We start from the raw sequence: 18,479 nt of genomic DNA, 5'->3' as shown, positions 1-18,479 counted from the left end.
GAAAAAAATTCAATTTTTAAACATTTCATTCAATTCCTTCTCTGTGTATTCCATTCCACTTTTAGATTTTCGGCTGCGAAGTTCTTTAATTTTAACTGCAGGTATTCCTTTAGGGTTATTAGTAAAAGCATTGGTTATATAAGAAATAATTGCCGACAAATCTTGGTCAGAAATTTTCTCATTGTTAATTAATCCCGGCATAGTACTATTAAAATTATACAAAGTGCCGTTTACGGTTACAGGCCCTTTTAAACCATGCAATAAAATAAGGCCGAGCCTTTCCATACTGTTTTCTAAATATTCCGAATCGAGCAAAGGTGGTGCCAGTCCTTCAATACCTTCACCACTTGGCCCGTGACAGGCTGCACATATCTGGCCATATAATTTTGATCCATTGGTACGTGCATCTTTATTTGCACCCATTTTTAAATAAAGTGCATTGGGTTTTTTATTTTTAAATTGTTCAGTATTTTTAACCAAAACCTGCTTTAAAATGGGATTTTCAGCATTCATACCTTCAATCAATTCGTTTTGTAAATCAATAGCTGTGTCAGAAAGCCCACTTACCAACGCTTCTTGGAAAATTTTATGATCTTTATATTTTGTACTTAGCATTTCCATTAGAGGCAAAAATGCCTCTTTATCAATATTTGCCCAAACCCCAAGCGAAGTAGCAATATAAAAATCGATTGACATACTATTTTTACCAATGAGTTCTTTAAAAAGACCTACGATAACTGAGACATTTTCTTTTTCTGCGAAATTTTCCATTAAAATAATAGCATGTGACCCGATTTCGGCATTTCCATTTCTAGCAACATCAACTAAGATATCAAAATTCAAGGCATTCAATCCCTGCAAAGCATATAAGGCGTGGATTTGTGCCAATGGATTTTCTACTTCCAACACTATTTTTTTTAGTAACGGAATTGCTTTTTTATCATTTTTATGGATAATAATTTGTTGAGCTCTATCCCTAAACCAACCGTTTTCGCTTTTTAATAATTCAATCAGTTTATTAGTTGATAAAATGTTCAAATTAGGTATAGCTTGACTTTTAGCCCCTTGTTTAGACACTTTTAAAATACGCCCAAAATCTACTAATGAATCCAATTTCTTCTCAGCCGATTTATTTTTTAAATACGGACTTAAATAGGCATAATGTTGAATAACACCCCGGTGCATATCTACAATATACATATTTCCATCAGGTCCGTTATTTAAATTAACAGGTCTAAAGCCCTCGTCAGTTGAGGCTAAAAATTCTTTGCCTTGCCACGCTTGATGTGCTTGCGTGTAAACGCCGTTAAAGCTTAAAATATTTCTTTTTACTAAATTAGCTGCAGGTTCGCAAACAAAAACATTTTGGTTATAATCGTCAGAAAAATTATCGCCACGATAAACTAATGGCCCACAAGCTGCGGTAACATTAACCAATAGACTGTCTTTGTTTAAAACACCCTCAATATAACCTCTATTAACTGGTGTAGGATGTATTGGATAAACACGTTGATCGTCTGTCAACAACTTATTAAGTCCTTCTTTGGGTGTATAGAATTTGTTTCGAATCAATCGATTGGGCAATACATAATCGCCTAATAACTGCCGAGAATTATCGTTAAAATATAGTCTTCCAAAATTATCTTTTGTAATACCCCATTGACCGCGAAAAGAACTAGGTTCTTTTATCCATTTACCATCTCTTTTCTGATATCTTGAATTTGATCTTGCACTATATATCCAATTATCAATATTCATCAATAAACCATTGGGCTGATGTTCCGGATTGCCATCAGGAGCGTAAAGCGAATCGACCAAAGTTTTATTTTTTACTTTATCGTTTTCTATTTCAGCATACCATAAGTTTGGAGGTTCCACATACAACAGACCTCCATATACCAAAGCCAAGGCTCTGGGCATAACCAAACTATCAACAACAATTTTCGTATGGTCCGCAACACCATCCTGATCTAGATCTTCTAAAATTTTGATGGATCCTGTGGGTTCTGTTTCTCCAATAAAAAACCCAGGCATATCAACAACCCAAATGCGGCCTTGATTGTCAAAATCAATGGCAACGGGCGAATCTAACAAAGGTTCAGATGCAATGACTTCTAATTCAAACCCTTCTTCGATTTTGTAATCGTCCAAAGCAATTTTTGGCTCTTCAAAATTCTTTGGTTTGCAGCTAGTTACTATTAAAAGGAAAATAATACAGAAAAATATATATTTCATTAATAAATCTAAAGTTTATAGTAAATAAATATTGAATTGCAAATTAAAAGAAATCAATTCACTCTAAAGAATCAGTTGGTATAAATTATTAAAAATCTATAACCAAACCTTGTTTAGCAAAATTAAAACCCTTTTCTATAACTTTTTTTTGAGCTTCGCTTCCTTCAATCAATAACGGATTGGTGTGGTTAAAGTGAATAAAATAGATTTTCTGCTTATCTTTTTCGGATAGATTTTTAAATAAATCCATACTTTCTTCTACAAATGGATGTGGTACTTCGTTCATGTCCCGGTTAATTTCACCATCTTTAAAAAAAGTAGCATCCAAAAAAGCCAGATCTACCTCTTTTATGTAGTCGATTATATCTCTATCCCAATTTTCCCATTTGTCAATATCGGGGATAAACAATGCTTTTTTATCTTGATTATTGATAATAAAGCCAACGGTTTCAGTAAACTCATCCCTATGAGGTACTTGAATTGGCGTTACAGAAATTCGTTTATTTAATACTATAGTAGAATCCTTATGCAACGGTTTTAATTCGATATTTTCAAGTTTAACCAGTTGGCTCCAAGGGCCATTTTCAGTTAAATAAGTTTGCATTCTAGGCATGACATAAACTGGCATTTGATTTGCACCCAGAGCTTCCCTGCCCAAAAACATCAACCCAGTATAGTGTCCAATATGTCCATGGGTTAAAAAAATTCCATCGGGCAATTGTTTATGGTTTAAATGTGTTGAAAGTAACTTTGCCTGAGCAGTAAAATCTGGTGTAGCATCAAAAACCCAGCTTTCATTAGAAATAGGGTCAACCAAAGCAATTGAACTCACATTCCTTTTTAATTCAGGATTCTCCTCAACTCGTTTACAACATTCCTTTTGACATGCAATTTGTGGATAACCTGCATCTTGTGCTATACCTAAAACTAAAATATATGGATTGTTGGGATTGGAGGAAATTGTGTTTTTTTCTTGTTTATTTATGCATGAAAATAAGAAAAAACATAGGCTAGAAAGCAGAATTTTATTCAATTCCAATGTATATAAATAAATTTATAATTAAAAAATTCATTACTATCTTCATGTGTAACATTTAAATATAAAAAATCTTCTCTTATATTTCCATGAAAAAAATCACCTTTATCTCCAAATTGAAAATATTCTATATCATATTCAACTCTTTTATATTTAGCATAATTATAATCTCGATATTTCTCCCAACTTGCTAAATCATAAATATTTTCAGTCATAATAGTGTATAAATCCGCACTATACTCATCAACATATAAATCAGGATTTTCGTAATCGAATTTCTTCACAAATTTTAATACCCTGTAAAAATCCTTATGTTTCTGGTTAGTGATTACATTCCATATTCTTCCCAATTTTGTTGGTTTGTAATTTACTAAATCTTTTTCAGGATTTAATTTTATTACATAAATACCCTTTGTTTTAAATGGAGTGTTCATAATGTTTTATTATAATTTTTTACCAACTACCTCCGGCTCCACCGCCACCAAAGCCTCCGCCGCCAAAGCCGCCACCGAAGCCACCTCCGCCAAAACTTCCGCCTCCAGAACTGCCTCCGAAACCACCGCCGCCACCAAAGCCTCCACGTCCCGCACGGCTCAAAATAATAGCCTCTAAAATAGAACGTGCGGTATCATCTCTTCTATTTCCTCTATTGCCACGGTTTCTTTTATTACGATTGGAAAGAATTATCAATAGAATAATCAAAAAAAGTATTATAAATATGAAAGGGATACCATCTCCACCATCGCTACTATGCTGAGGCGTTCCTTGGTACTCTCCATTTAATATCTGTATAATGGCCGAAGTCCCTTTATCCAATCCACTATAAAAATCACCTTGTTTAAATTGTGGGGTAATAATATTGTTAATTATCCTTTTTGAAAGTGCGTCTGTCAATAAATGTTCAACGCCATAACCTGTAGCTATCCACAATTTTCTATCGTCTTTTGCCACTAGCACAAAAACACCATTGTCTTCTTCTGCTTGACCAACACCCCACTCATGGGCCCATTTTGTGGCATATAGGGCAATATCTTCTCCATTAAGGTTATTAATAGTTGCAACAACAATCTGCGTTGAAGTGGTATCGTTATAATTGATCAATTTTTGCTCTAAGGCATTTTTCTCATAACCGCTCAATAGCTTGGCACCATCATAAAAACTTGTTTGCAAATTGGGTTTTGGCGGTATCTCCAATTGCGAAAAAACAGAGACGTTCATCGATAAAAACAATGTTGAAGTTAGTAAAAAAAGTAAATATTTCTTCTGAAGTTTTTGCATTTATCGCTAGAGGGTATGTCCAATTTTAGAACCTGCAATATACTAAAAAGTGGAGATAAAAGTGATTATCATTTATTTAGAAACCAATGAAAATCAAAAAATTGTATTTCATAAAAATATCAACTACTTTAGTGGCTCTTTTAACCTAACTCAATTATGAAAAAAATTACCCTTCTTACATTTTTTATTACCACATTATTAAGTGCCCAACAATTAGATCTTGAAAAATTAAAAAGCATGAAACCAAGGGCCATTGGGCCGGCGGGAATGAGTGGGCGTATTACAGCAATTGATGTTGTAAATAGCAATCCGGATATTATTTACGCTGGTGCAGCATCTGGTGGTGTTTGGAAATCGGAAAGTGGTGGTATTGACTGGAAACCTATTTTCGACAAACAACCAGTTCAGGGAATCGGTGCCATAGCCATCCAACAAAACAACCCAGATGTAATTTGGGTGGGCACGGGCGAGGGCAACCCCAGAAATAGCCTCAATGGCGGCTACGGAATCTATAAAAGTTTGGATGCCGGCGTTACTTGGCAATTGATGGGTTTGGAAAAAACGCGGAATATTCACCGCATAATTATCGATAAAGACAACCCAAATACGGTTTATGTGGCAGCTATTGGATCTCCTTGGGGCGAACATCCTGAGCGTGGCGTTTTTAAAACTACGGATGGAGGCAAAACTTGGACCAAATCACTTTTTGTAAACAATAAAACAGGAGCGGCTGATTTGGTGGTAGATGCAACCAACCCCAACAAACTAATTGCCGCTATGTGGGAACACCGTCGTAAACCATGGACTTTCAATTCTGGAGGAGAAGGTTCGGGGCTATACATTACTTATGATGGTGGCGAAAATTGGACAAAAAAAACGGACAAGGATGGTTTACCAAAAGGAGATTTAGGCAGAATAGGTTTAGCAATAGCACCAAGCAATCCTAAAATTGTGTATGCATTAATCGAATCCAAAAAAAATGCACTTTATAAATCTGAAGATGGAGGCATAAAATGGAAAAAAATAAACGATAAACCAGAAATTGGAAATCGTCCATTCTATTACTATGATTTATTCGTAGATTCTAAAAATGAAAACAGGTTATATACGGTCTTTACGTACGTAAATGTTAGCGACGACGGTGGTAAATCTTTCAAACAATTAATGCCCGCTTATAATTCCAATGCGGGTATCCATCCCGATCATCATGCTTGGTACATTCATCCAGAAGATCCTAGTTTTATGATAGACGGTAATGATGGCGGTCTAAATATTACCCGTGATAAGGGTAAAACTTGGCGTTTTGTAGAAAACCTACCAGTAGGGCAATTCTATCATATTGCATACGATATGGATTATCCTTATAATCTTTATGGAGGCATGCAAGATAATGGTTCTTGGGCTGGGCCAGCCTACGTGTTGAAAGCACAGGGTGTCAGAAATTCATACTGGCAAGAATTAATGTTTGGAGATGGTTTTGACGTAATTCCAGATCCTAAAAATTCGAGATATGGTTATGGAATGTCACAACAAGGTTATGTAGGCAGATATGATCGGGAAACGGGGAATACAAAGATGATTCGCCCCACACATCCCGATCCAGAGGTTAAATTACGCTTTAATTGGAATGCCGCTATCGCTATGGATACTTTTGATAGTGAAACCTTGTATTTTGGAAGCCAGTTTGTGCACAAATCGACCAACCAAGGCCATGAATGGGAGGTAATTTCACCAGATTTAACCACTAACGATCCCGAAAAACAAAAACAACATGAAAGCGGTGGCTTGACCATGGATGCCACAGGTGCGGAAAACCACACCACTATTTTAGCAATAACCCCAAGTACGTTGGAAAAAGGTTTACTTTGGGTAGGCACCGATGACGGACAAATACAATTGACCAGAAATGGTGGGGAAACATGGGCCAATGTTACACCTATTAGGAATAAAAAGTTTCCGAAAGGTAGTTGGATAGCACAAATAAAGGTATCATCATTTAATGCCGGGGAAGCCTATGCCGTTGTAAACAATTATAGAAATTTTGATTTTAAACCTTATCTATTTAGAACAAGGGATTATGGAAAAACGTGGGAAAGTTTGCTGGAGGGTAAAGACGAAATCTTTGGATATTCTTTGGCATTGATTCAAGACCCGATTGAAAAAAAACTAATCTTTTTAGGAACTGAAAATGGATTGTATGTCAGTTTGGATGAAGCTAAAACATGGACAAAATGGACGAATGATTATCCGAGTGTATCTACGATGGATTTAGGTATTCATCCTCGTGAACACGATTTGGTAATTGCAACTTTTGGAAGATCAATGTATGTCTTGGATGATATCAGACCGTTGCGAACACTGGCAAAAGAAGGCATTCAAGTTTTAAATGATACGTTAAAAGTTTATGATTCGCCCGATGCTTTTATCAATCTCATTCAACAACCTTCTGGTTCTCGTTTTGGTGGCAACGCACTTTTTAATGGTGAAAACAGATCAATTAGAGGAGCAAAAATAAATTATAGCATTAACAAACCAACGGATACCGCAAAAAGTAAAAAGTCAGATTCTATTACTTTAAAAGTGTACAATGTGAGCAACGAATTAATTAGAACCCTTAAACAAAAAGCACCAAAGGAAAGCGGTCTGCACGAAGCAAGTTGGAATTTAGATGAAAAAGGAGTCCGAGGACCTTCCAGAAATATTACCAAAAAAGATGCCCCTGAACCAGGAGGCGTAACCGTTTTACCGGGTAACTACAAAGTGGTACTCGATTATGGAAACCATAAAGATTCCACTACGATAAAAGTAGCTTATGACCCACGTGTTGAAATGCCCTTTGAAGTTTTAAAAAGTAAATATGACTTGCAAAAGCAATTGGAAAAACAATTTGAACGGACTGGAAAAGCAGTTGAGCAATTGAACGAATCCAAAAAAATTGCATCCAGCTACAAAAAGCAATTTAAAGAAGTTGACAAGAAAAAATATAAGGATGCCATTAAAAAAAGTGATTCGATTGTTAAATCGATTGACAAATTAATTGACGCCATAATCGGTAAAGAAGATAAAAGACAAGGGATTACTCGTAACCCAGAGCTTACGCCAATGAACTTTTTATATACCGCACGGAGCTATGTAAACAGTTTACAAGAAAAACCTGGAAAAACACAACAACAACTGATAAAAAATGCGGATAAAAAAGTAGATGAAGTCATAAAAAAAATAGATGATTTCTTTACTAAAGAATGGTCAGCGTATAGAAAAGACATTGAAGCTATTGATTTTACGTTGTTTAAGGATTAAAGCCCATCCCTAACCCTTCCCCAAGGGAAGGGGATACAACTGGGGCGACAATAACCTGATTAATATTATTACAAAGTTAAATGAATCTAACTGAAATTAAAATACTCCAAACAGCAATAGCAGTTGTACTATTTTTTATACTTCGTTTAGTAATGAATAAATTTATTGAGCGAACTGTTGCTACAAATGTTTTGCAAAAAACCCGAGGGAAAATCATTAAAAAAATAGTTTTTATTGTCCTCATTACAATTACAATAATTTTTATTCTTACGGTTTGGGGCGTAGAGCAAAAAGAATTATTTGTTTTTATGGCTTCCGTTTTAACAGTTATTGGAATCGCCTTATTTGCACAATGGTCTCATTTATCAAACCTAACTTCTGGCTTAATCATTTTTTTCAATCATTCCGCCAAATTAGACGATACTATTATCATCATTGATAAGGATTTTGAAGTAGAGGGTAGAATAAGTGATATAGGACTTTTCTTTATTAAATTAAAAACCAAAGATGGGGAAGAGGTTTTACTACCAAACAATATTTTCTTGCAAAAAATGGTGAAAAAGAAAAAAACCTAATTCACAAATTTCCTAAATTCCTCAATATTTTCTGAGCTTCCTTGGACATATAACAAATCGTTCTGATATATTTTTTGGTCGGGGTGAATATCATCAATTATTTTATCCTTGTGGGAAACCGCCAATACACTAATACCGTATTTTGCACGAATATTAGCTTCTTTTAATGATCTACCGTTAATTTTACTGCTGTCGCTAGTTACTCTGACACAGGTAATGCTAAAATCTGGAATCGAAGTAGGAGTAAAGGTTTTAGGTACTTTTTTCTTCATTTGAAAGACCTCATAATTATCAGACCGCACATATTCTATCAAGTTGTCTATTTGGCTTTCAGGCACTAAAAAATTATGCATTACCCTTGAAAATATTTCAATAGACGTTTCAAATTCTTCGGGAATTACGTCATCAGCACCTAAAGCAATTAATTCACTTATCTCACGCACATATCGTGTCCGAACTAGTATATGAACCGTTTGCGAGGTATCGCGTATATTTCTAATTACGGTTTTGGTAGCCTCTTTATCGGAAATTGCAATAACTACGGACCGTGCCCTTGACAAGTTTACCGTATCCAATATGTGAGGCTGTGAAGCATCACCGAATAAAATTGGAATTCCGTCATCTTTGGCCGATTTAACGATGGTTGGGTTCATTTCGATGACCACATAGGGAATGTCGGCATATTGAGCCGCCTTTGCCAAATTTGAACCGTTGATACCGTAACCGATAATGATTAAGTGATTATGTATTTCCTTATCCATTACATCATCGTTTTCGGTGGTATTGGGAAGCGTATTATCTATTTTTCTTCCCAATTTTGTGTTTAAAAACTTATCCGCTATGGTATGCGAGAACATAATAACGAAAGGAGTTAAAATCATAGAAACAATGGAAACCGATAAAAAATATTGGTTGGTTTCTTCACTCAATAAACCATGTTCTATCCCAATAGTTGACAGGATAAAGGCAAATTCCCCAATTTGAAATAACGATAAGCCGGTAAGCACTACGGCCTTAGGTGGATATTTTAAAACCGCTACGGCTATAGAAGTTGCCAACGTTTTAATTAGAAAAACGGTCAATACCAGCAATAGAATTATGCCGATATGTCCGATAAAAAATGATAAGTCCAACAGCATCCCTATGGATATAAAAAAGATACTGGTAAACAATTCCCTAAATGGCAAGATGATACTTGTGGCTTGATGTGAATATTCCGATTCGGAGATAATCAATCCCGCCAAAAAAGCTCCCAATGCCAGTGAAAGTCCCGCCTCGGACGTTAAAAAAGCAACTGCAAAACAAATTGCAATTGTAGTGAGTAGAAAAAGTTCTTGACTTTTGGTCTTGGCAACGGCGTACATCAATTTGGGTACAATATATCTGGCACTTACAATGGTAATAATAACCACGATAATCGACTTTACCACCAACATTACGATGCTCATTCCAACATTTTCAGATGTACCTGCCAAAATGGGCGTTATCAACATCATTGGTACTACAATAATGTCCTGAAATATGAGTATTGCCAATGCGTTACGCCCGTGAGCAGTTTTCATTTCGTTTCTATCCTGTAATATTTTCAGTACAATAGCGGTACTTGACAGAGAAAACAAGAATCCAACAAAAACTGCCTCTTCAATCGAGTTTCCTAAAAAATAATATGCAAATCCTGAAATTAAAATAGTTAACCCGACTTGCAAAGAGCCACCAATAAAAACAGTATTTTTTATTGATGCCAATTGCTTTAAAGACAACTCCATGCCAATAACAAACAATAGTAAAATGACACCTATTTCTGATATTACTTCAATTTGATCACTTGCTCCTATTAAGCTAAGTCCATGGGGGCCAATGACGATACCCGTTACTAAAAAACCCAAAATAGAAGGCAATTTGAGTCGTTGTAACAAAAAGACAATTAGGATAGAGAATCCTAATAAAATTACAAAATCTTGCAATAACGGCGTATGATGCATAATTTAGTTTGGTTTTTATTTACAACAAATCTTTCAATGTGCGTTAATGCGAAAATAGAATAAATTGGGTTAAAAATAAGAATAATTCAATGTTAATTGGTAGGAATTAAACACTTATCATTTTCCCATTTGCCTTTTAAATCCTCAACGGGTATAATTTGTCCTTGACAGTTTAAAAAATTGCCATTGCTATCTTTTTTCAAGATTCTTAATTTACCTTTACGGATGGCATCCAACAAATATTTAACAATATTTTCTTTTGAGGAATTTTTATATTTCTTGCCCAGCGTAGCACCAATTTGGTTATTAAATAAATCCATGTCTGAAGAAGGTTTATCAGGTAAAATCCCATCTTCCAATTGTCGTTTTTTATATGTTTGGTAATTTCCTTTTTCGTGAGCTTTACCCAAACTCAACGATGCGTTTTTTCCTATTTTTTGAGCCGATCTGGCCATCCAGAAACTATGTTTAAAGGCATCTAGTTGTCCGCCATTTATATCTTTTCCAATAACATTTTCTTTAGCTATAGAATCAGTGGTAATCAATGCCTCTCTTGAAACCTGATAAGCTTTCTTCGCCTTAAAAGGATGAAAAACAACCCAGGTTCTTTCAGGTTTTGATAATTTTGAATAGGATTGTTTTAACTTTGGGGAGCAACTGCTCACAAAAATCAAAACAATAAGCAATAAGTATTTCATAGAAACAAAGCGATTATCCTCGCAAATTTATAACTTTGAAATTAATTAAAAACAAAAAATACAAACACATGAAATATCATCCTATAGACAACAAACTTTTTATTAAAAACCGCAAAAATTTTATGGCAAAAATGAAGCCCAATAGTTTGGCGGTTTTTAATTCCAATGATATTTATCCGATAAGTGCCGATAGTACTATGCCATTTCAGCAGCATCGAGATATTTTCTATTTGAGCGGTGTTGACCAAGAGGAGAGCATCCTAGTTTTGTTTCCCGATTGTCCCAAGGAAAAACACAGAGAACTATTATTTTTAAAAGAAACCAATGACCATATTGCCGTATGGGAAGGTGAAAAACTGACCAAAGAAGCGGCTTTGAAAACCAGCGGTATCAAAACCGTGTACTGGCTGAAGGATATGGAAAAAATTATGTTTGAGCTGATGACGCAATGCGATACGGTTTATATAAATACCAATGAACATTATAGAGCGTCTGTTGAAACAGAAACCCGAGAAGACCGCTTTACAAAATGGCTTTTAAATAAATATCCCGCACATTCTGTGGCTAAAAGCAACCCTATTCTGCAGCGTTTACGCTCTGTAAAGAATCCGATAGAGATAGACTTGATGCAACAGGCTTGTAATATTACAGAAAAAGGATTTAGACGAGTACTCAATTTTGTAAAACCAGGTGTTTGGGAATACGAGATCGAAGCTGAGTTTATGCACGAATTTTTGAGAAACAGATCCAAAGGCTTTGCCTACACACCCATTATTGGCTCGGGCAATAATGCCAATGTATTGCATTATGTAGAGAATAACCAACAATGTAAAAAAGGGGAATTGATACTAATTGACGCCGGTGCCGAATATGCAAATTATGCAAGTGACATGACCCGTACCATACCCGTCTCTGGAAAATTCAACAAAAGACAAAAAGAGGTTTATAATGCTGTAAACCATGTAAAGAAAGAAGCTACTAAAATGTTGGTTCCAGGTACCGATTGGGCAGAATACCATGTAGAAGTAGGTAAATTGATGACTTCCGAATTGTTAGATTTAAAACTATTGGATAAAGCCGATATAAAAAACGAAGACCCAGAATGGCCAGCTTATAAAAAGTATTTTATGCACGGCACATCACACCACATGGGATTGGACACGCACGATTATGGCATATTAACAGAACCCATGCAAGCTAATATGGTATTTACGGTAGAGCCAGGTATTTACATCCCTAATGAAGGATTTGGAATTAGACTAGAAGATGATGTAGTTATTCAAGAAAAAGGGGAACCGTTTAACTTAATGCAAAATATTCCAATTGAAATTGAGGAAATTGAGGATTTGATGAACGGTTAATAATAAAATATACTATAACGAAATAGATTTAAACTGATAATATAATGAAAAAAGCACACCTATTTATCGCATTTTTAACGGTATTTGCCTTCTCCTTAAGTGCACAAGAGGAAACAACCTCAAAGCCAAAATTCGAAATCAAAGTAATTACAAGTGTAGAATCTATTGTACCCAGTGGTTTGGGAAGGTCTAGAATTATTTCCGCCAACGCTGATCGTGATTATAAAGATTTTACTTCTGAACAGACCGAAGATGACAACAGTAGTAACAAATCTAAAAGGAAAGACATCCGTGTAAAAGATTTTGAGGAAACCAAACTCTTAAATTTCTATAATATCGCTGGAATCAGGTTTCAAAATATTGCCGCCAATGATGCGGTTATTTCTTCAAAATTAACGGATATGTTGGCCGAAGGTTGGGATTTGATTTTTGTAGCCTCAGCCGTTGAAAGTGACGCTGGAGATAAAGACGGACAAGGTATTTTTATTACGAGGTATATTTTTAAAAGAGCTCTGTAAAAGGCAAATATTCTACCCTTTAATTACGTGTATTCTTAATCGAAAAACCGATAATACTGCATGCTGGTAAAAAATAAAAATCTATAAAATAATATTGATTTTACCCGTTGTGCATTTTGATAAAACTCTGTCAATTCGAGTGAATTTTACGATTGAAATGAGTAAAATTTATATCGAGAATAAGGATTTTGGCTTGTTAATTAGTTCTCGATACGATTTTTTGATACTGTTTTGATTCAAAATACACAACTGGTTGATTTTTATATGTTAAACATCCCCATAAACACGTTTTACAAAATCACCATTTAAAAAGGCTTTAGTATCCAATTGACTTTGAAGTGTGATGCCCCTGGGTTTTTTCTCCAGCAACCACAGTACGGATTGTACCAATGGTACTGCTGTTGTAGTTTGTATCGCCCTTAATAAATGTTTGCCCACTTTTTGGGGTTCTATGTTTTTTGAAATTTCCTGTCTTCGTAAATTTCCTTTGGCATCTTTTCCTTCCACCGCGGCATACAATATAATCTGGTCGTCTTCAATTAGCGGAATTTCTCGCAGCATTATTTCTTGTAAGTCTGAAATAAGATTATCCGAACCTTTCAAATCTTCTAATTGACTATTTACCCAACCATAATGCCCTGGGTGCCGTAAGGTTTTATAATCCAATCTTTTTACTTTTCCGCTTAATGCATCGGGTAAATCAGCAGCACCTCCAGAAGTAAGATCTTCTTCATAAGTAATGCCATCAATAATAATGGTTGCTCTTTCAGACAATGCTGGAATATTCGTTTTTTTAAAATTACGAATTACCACACAATCTTTGATATATTCCGTTGCTACACCTATTGGACTCCATGTAAATCCGTAAAAGTGCGGTGAGACTGCATTTTTGGTCAAAGCCCCGACTTTAAATTCCAAGATATCAACAGTATCAACCTTATATTGATTACAAAATTGTTGAAACATAAAATTTGCCAATACATCAATATATCCAGGTGCCAAACCCGTTTGCAGCACAAAACCAGTATTGGCATCTTTGGCGAGGTCTATAATCTGATTGGTCTCAGAAACATATTCTGTAAGGTTGGCATAATAAAGATTAAAATCTTTAGCATAACTCGCCATTTTGGGTGCCAATTTCCCAGGCAAACAATCCAACAATGCATCACCATCCGTAAAAATGGCTTTCATCTCCTCGGTAATTTCATCAGAATCAAGATGAAAGGGAATTACCTTATAATTTTTTGTAGTTCCTTCCTCTATCCATTTAGCCACTTTTTGAGCTTTTGAAAGTGTACGATTTCCAATGTAAATAGTGGGAGCTACATTGCTCCATTCAGCTAGAATAAGTCCCGCAGCCTCGGCTATGCCTCCTGCACCAGCAATAATGATGTTATAGTGAGCATTCATAATTTATTGTTGTTATCTCTCAACATTAAATATAAACATTATTCTTATAACTCTAAGATCAAACCCATCAAAATACAAACCTTTGATTTTATTTACTTTACATACAATAAAACGAACATTTTAGCCGTTACATAACAACATCGCTAAACATTTATTTATTGCAAAAAACTACTTTAAAAATACTTACTAAACTTTTTAATGTTGCGTTGCTGTTTTTACTTCTGCAAACGGCCACTCAGATTTGCAATGCCCAAACTAAAAAAGATTCTATAAAAATCAGAGAACTTAAGAATCCCAGTATTGAAGATTATGAACAATTGGTTTTTGAATCTACACAGTACCTCTTAAGCAATCCTGTTGATAAAAAATCAGCAAAATTTGTCAGTGCTTCTAAAATTGTTTGTTTTTGGATGCACCAAGAAACAGGTTATGGAATGCCCTTGGGCGGAAATTTTTATTATAAGCTTAGAAATGAAAGCAACCAACAATATATTTATGCGGTTAGCATGGTTAATTATTTGTTAGATCAAAAAATAAACCATAAACGTGTATTAAAATGCTTGCCTATAGCGGGTCAAAATTATAGTATGCAAGAAGATGTGCAAGAGGTACGATTAAAAGCTGCCGAAATATTCTTAGACTTTGCCAAAAAACGTAAGAACAAGATAAAACTGACCGTTAGGGCCAGAAAATATCTTAAACACCACCGAAAAGGAACACTTCACGAAAAGTTCTTGGAAGACATTGAAGAGCCACCCAAACTAAAAGAAATCAACTCTCCGTTTATTACCTATGTCAGGCCTAATTAATTGCAACGATAGAAGTTTTTAGTTATATTTATTGAGTATTAAAGCTAAAATTTGATAAATAATTAATTCTATGCGTTTAAAATTGAAAATTATAGTAATTACCCTGCTTACAGCTATTGCTTTTTCAAGCTGTGTAAATTTGCAGCATGTCAATGAATTTTCTTTTTCCTCGCTACAGGGAATAACTGCATTTGAAGAGTTGAACTATAGCTTTAAACAAAGTTGTTTAGATAAATGTATCGACAAAAACATCAACAACTTAGATATTATAACTACTGCATGTGATTGCAAGCAAGAGGAATTAGCTGATAGCATAACATTAAAGATTTACAGTTCTGTATATGGTTATTTTGACGGATTAGTCAAACTTTCGGATGGTGAACTTACCTCATATCAAACAGCAGCATTGGAAACGGCTTTAACTGAAGGCGATTTTGGATCAATCACCGTAAATAAAAATAACGTGGAATCTTACTCTAAGATTTCTCGCATTTTAATTAGAGCATTTACAGATTCATTTAGAAGAAATGAGATTAAAGAATATGTTACCGAAGCTAACGAGCCGGTTATCGAACTACTAACATTTTTGGACTTTAATATTGCTGCAAACTTAAATGGAAAATTGAATGTAAAAAAAGAGCGTATAAAAGCCGATTATTTTGACTTGATAAAAGACAAATCGCTTTCGAACATGGAAAAGCGGAATGCGGTAAAAGAATACTTCCAGATGATATCAGAAATTGAAAGTCAGCAAGGTAAATTATTTACCTATTCAAATACATTGTCTAAAATAGCAGAAGGACATCAACAATTACACGATAATATTGACAGCTTAAAGGAAAAAGAAATAAAGCAAATTCTTTTTCAATATGCCAGTGAAATCAAAGTAATTATTTCAGAATTTAATAAAATAGAAGGATAAGATGGGGAAATTAACTTCAAAACAGGTTCATGAATTGGCCAATAATTTTTTGGCGTTGGCTCAATCTATTGGTGACTACAGATATAAAAACTATGAGGTGTTAACTGAAGAAGAAAATAAAATTTTACGTGAAACCCATAAAAGAACCCTTGATTATTCTGATGATTTATACACTGTGTCTGCAACGCTGGTAATAGACAATGTAAAAAGTTCGCTTGCAGAGCTGGATGCGATAACCGAAAATATTAGAATGTCTTACCAATCTTTAGAAGATGTACAAAAAGCCATTGACATTGCCACTAATGTTATTACGTTGGGAGCATCGATTTTTAGCTTAAATCCGCAAGCAATTTCAGATGCCATGGGCAGCTTAAAGGATGCAGTGGAAGATAACCCTGTCGCTTAATTTGCAGATTATTTTTTTAAATTGGTGATTTCCTTCTAAATGAATAATTTTATTCCTAATTTCAATAAAAAATTTGAACAAATACAACCCACATATCCACAATCGAAAATCCACCCGATTAAAAGGATATGATTATTCACAAGATGGGGCGTATTTTATCACCATTTGTTGCCACGAACATAACTGTTTATTTGGTGAGGTAATTAATGGTGAAATGGTATTGAATGCATATGGAAAAATTGCATATAACGAATGGTCAAAAACCCCAGAAATTCGAAATAATGTGGAATTGGATGTTTTTGTTATTATGCCCAACCATTTGCACGGTATTATTATTTTAAACGGTGGTAGGGGCGAATCGAATTCGCCCGATACAAATATCAAATCGCATTTGCAGAATACAACAGACAAATCGAATTCACCCCAATGTGGTACGTCTAATACAGTAGGGGCAATTGTACGTGGATTTAAATCAGCAGTTACCAAACAATTAAATGAATTGAATATTGATTGTAAAATATGGCAACGCAATTATTACGATCATATAATTCGTAATGAAGAATCTTATATAAATATTTCAAATTATATCATAAATAATCCTGAAAAATGGGAAGATGATAAATTTTATCGGAAATAAACATTGTTTTCAAAATTGTAAACCTTGAATGACCCCATAATGAGCAAATGCAATTCATTTTGAAAACAAACGAATGTGATTCGAATTAATAAAACGGGCGAATGCAATTCGCCCCTACGGGGATGTGGACGTAAAATAACATGGGCAATTTTCGGGAATATACCGTCAATTATCAAACAATTTAATTTACAAAAAACAATCACAAATTATAACTATCTTGCCTACGCAACCCAACTTTTTATATGCAATGTATTTTAAAAAATTCAATCTATGAAAACAATACTTTCTATTTTACTATTAACCTCTTCACTTTGTTTTAGCCAACCTGGTTTTATAGAAATTGAAGTGAGGGATTCCATTCAATTAAAACCTGAAACATTTGAATATCATATTAGCATAGATGATTCAATGGTTATGGAATTCAATGCTGATGTACCTTACAACCCTAAAGTAGCCAAAACAAAAAGGAAAGAAAAATTATCAGAACTGCAAGCTTTTTTAACAAATAAGGGTTATTCTTTTTCTTCTTTAAATGATCTTAGTTACGAGGTTAATAACAGTTCTTACTTATCCAGAAATGATGCTATAGTCATAACATTAAACAAATCTGATGACTTACAAAAAATATCTGAAGACCTCAAGGAATTGGATTTTGTAAACGGTAAAATTGGTAAAATATATTATGAAGATGAAGAAAAATCTGAAGAAAGATTATTTAAAAAGATCTTAGAAAAAACGAACAAAAAAGCACAGATGATCGCCAAATTATCAGGTTTAAAATTAGGAAAACTAGTTGATTTTAAGGAAGTAAAAGAAGTTGACAATATCTCATACAGTATGTTAGATATATTTATGGTTTCACAACAAGGTAAACCCTGGAATAGGATAAAAAACAACTTATACGGTCAAAAAACGGAAGCCATTGTGGTAAAATTTTTGGCGGAATAAATGAAAAACAGGCCTGTTTTAATTTTTGCAATGACTTTGGCAATAGTGGTCGAGGTCATTCTAATAATTTTGATTTATCATAAAATTGGTGATGAAAGGCTGCCTGGACAGATTGTGCGTTTGCTATTTCAGCTCATTCTTATAGCATTTATTTTGATTAGAAAATCTAATATTATACTTCTCATTTTATCAGGATATTATATCATTACAGGTATTTACACACTATACATGATAAGCAATCCGAATTCAATTGAAGCAGCATTTAGTCTTTACAATATTGTCATAGGAATAATTATTTATTTTCATGATTGGATTGAAAATCGATTAAATTTGGGCTTATCTTCAAAAAACAAAACTTAATTAA

At 34.4% G+C, this 18,479-nt stretch carries 17 protein-coding genes; 10 read left to right on the top strand and 7 right to left on the bottom strand.

Annotated features, from left to right (window positions below; all coding sequences use genetic code 11):
* Window positions 1–9: 9 nt before the first annotated feature.
* The 4 genes from UMM65_RS06395 to UMM65_RS06380 all read right to left on the bottom strand — a co-directional run bounded on the left by UMM65_RS06395 (window position 10) and on the right by UMM65_RS06380 (window position 4,549).
* A complete protein-coding gene (locus UMM65_RS06395) occupies window positions 10–2,235 on the bottom strand; it encodes a DUF7133 domain-containing protein (RefSeq protein WP_321975662.1) in 2,226 nt (741 codons plus the stop codon).
* A gap of 88 nt (window positions 2,236–2,323) precedes the next feature.
* Window positions 2,324–3,268 (bottom strand): MBL fold metallo-hydrolase, encoded by a 945-nt coding sequence (locus tag UMM65_RS06390; protein WP_321975661.1) that lies wholly within the window; start codon window positions 3,266–3,268, stop codon window positions 2,324–2,326.
* Window positions 3,265–3,705, bottom strand: a complete 441-nt coding sequence (locus UMM65_RS06385) for a hypothetical protein (RefSeq protein WP_321975660.1) — start codon at window positions 3,703–3,705, stop codon at window positions 3,265–3,267. The genes UMM65_RS06390 and UMM65_RS06385 overlap by 4 nt, the downstream gene beginning before the upstream one ends.
* A gap of 19 nt (window positions 3,706–3,724) precedes the next feature.
* Window positions 3,725–4,549, bottom strand: coding sequence for a TPM domain-containing protein (locus UMM65_RS06380; protein WP_321975659.1), 825 nt, complete (start codon window positions 4,547–4,549; stop codon window positions 3,725–3,727).
* Window positions 4,550–4,705: 156 nt separating this feature from the next.
* On the opposite strand from UMM65_RS06380, the gene UMM65_RS06375 reads away from it, so the two are divergent.
* Both UMM65_RS06375 and UMM65_RS06370 read left to right on the top strand, forming a co-directional pair.
* The gene (locus UMM65_RS06375; protein ID WP_321975658.1) at window positions 4,706–7,849 is read left to right on the top strand and encodes a WD40/YVTN/BNR-like repeat-containing protein; all 3,144 of its coding nucleotides are present in this window, start codon (window positions 4,706–4,708) and stop codon (window positions 7,847–7,849) included.
* 152 nt (window positions 7,850–8,001) lie between these two features.
* Window positions 8,002–8,424, top strand: a complete 423-nt coding sequence (locus tag UMM65_RS06370; RefSeq protein ID WP_321975657.1) for a mechanosensitive ion channel domain-containing protein — start codon at window positions 8,002–8,004, stop codon at window positions 8,422–8,424.
* Here the strand turns inward: UMM65_RS06370 and UMM65_RS06365 are convergent.
* Window positions 8,421–10,406, bottom strand: coding sequence for a monovalent cation:proton antiporter-2 (CPA2) family protein (locus tag UMM65_RS06365; RefSeq protein WP_321975656.1), 1,986 nt, complete (start codon window positions 10,404–10,406; stop codon window positions 8,421–8,423). The two genes, UMM65_RS06370 and UMM65_RS06365, sit on opposite strands and share 4 nt — an antisense overlap.
* 92 nt (window positions 10,407–10,498) lie before the next feature.
* Complete coding sequence (locus tag UMM65_RS06360) at window positions 10,499–11,104, bottom strand: DUF6973 domain-containing protein (protein WP_321975655.1); 606 nt, start codon at window positions 11,102–11,104, stop codon at window positions 10,499–10,501.
* Window positions 11,105–11,172: 68 nt separating this feature from the next.
* Here UMM65_RS06360 and UMM65_RS06355 point away from each other — a divergent pair, with 68 nt between their 5' ends.
* Complete coding sequence (locus tag UMM65_RS06355; RefSeq protein WP_321975654.1) at window positions 11,173–12,465, top strand: aminopeptidase P family protein; 1,293 nt, start codon at window positions 11,173–11,175, stop codon at window positions 12,463–12,465.
* Window positions 12,466–12,509: 44 nt separating this feature from the next.
* Window positions 12,510–12,983, top strand: a complete 474-nt coding sequence (locus UMM65_RS06350) for a hypothetical protein (protein WP_321975653.1) — start codon at window positions 12,510–12,512, stop codon at window positions 12,981–12,983.
* A gap of 267 nt (window positions 12,984–13,250) precedes the next feature.
* Here the strand turns inward: UMM65_RS06350 and UMM65_RS06345 are convergent, their stop codons facing one another.
* Complete coding sequence (locus UMM65_RS06345) at window positions 13,251–14,393, bottom strand: saccharopine dehydrogenase family protein (RefSeq protein ID WP_321975652.1); 1,143 nt, start codon at window positions 14,391–14,393, stop codon at window positions 13,251–13,253.
* Between the two features lie 158 nt (window positions 14,394–14,551).
* On the opposite strand from UMM65_RS06345, the gene UMM65_RS06340 reads away from it, so the two are divergent.
* From UMM65_RS06340 to UMM65_RS06315, 6 genes are all read left to right on the top strand, one after another.
* A complete protein-coding gene (locus UMM65_RS06340; protein ID WP_321975651.1) occupies window positions 14,552–15,202 on the top strand; it encodes a hypothetical protein in 651 nt (216 codons plus the stop codon).
* A gap of 70 nt (window positions 15,203–15,272) precedes the next feature.
* Entirely contained in the window at window positions 15,273–16,124 is an 852-nt protein-coding gene (locus UMM65_RS06335; protein WP_321975650.1) for a hypothetical protein, read from the top strand.
* Window position 16,125: 1 nt separating this feature from the next.
* Window positions 16,126–16,530: a hypothetical protein gene (locus UMM65_RS06330; protein ID WP_321975649.1), complete on the top strand. Its 405-nt coding sequence runs from the start codon at window positions 16,126–16,128 to the stop codon at window positions 16,528–16,530.
* Window positions 16,531–16,603: 73 nt separating this feature from the next.
* On the top strand, window positions 16,604–17,167 hold the full coding sequence (locus tag UMM65_RS06325; RefSeq protein ID WP_321975648.1) for a transposase: 564 nt from the start codon (window positions 16,604–16,606) through the stop codon (window positions 17,165–17,167).
* 270 nt (window positions 17,168–17,437) lie between these two features.
* Window positions 17,438–18,115 carry an SIMPL domain-containing protein gene (locus UMM65_RS06320; RefSeq protein WP_321975647.1) on the top strand — a complete coding sequence of 226 codons (678 nt, stop codon included), beginning with the start codon at window positions 17,438–17,440 and terminating at the stop codon, window positions 18,113–18,115.
* Entirely contained in the window at window positions 18,116–18,475 is a 360-nt protein-coding gene (locus UMM65_RS06315) for a hypothetical protein (protein ID WP_321975646.1), read from the top strand.
* Window positions 18,476–18,479: the final 4 nt, after the last annotated feature.

The sequence above is a fragment of the Aureibaculum koreense genome (genome assembly GCF_034296135.1).
GTDB lineage: Bacteria > Bacteroidota > Bacteroidia > Flavobacteriales > Flavobacteriaceae > Aureibaculum.
Note: the sequence above shows the minus strand (reverse complement) of the source record. Positions and strands in the feature narration are given on the sequence as shown.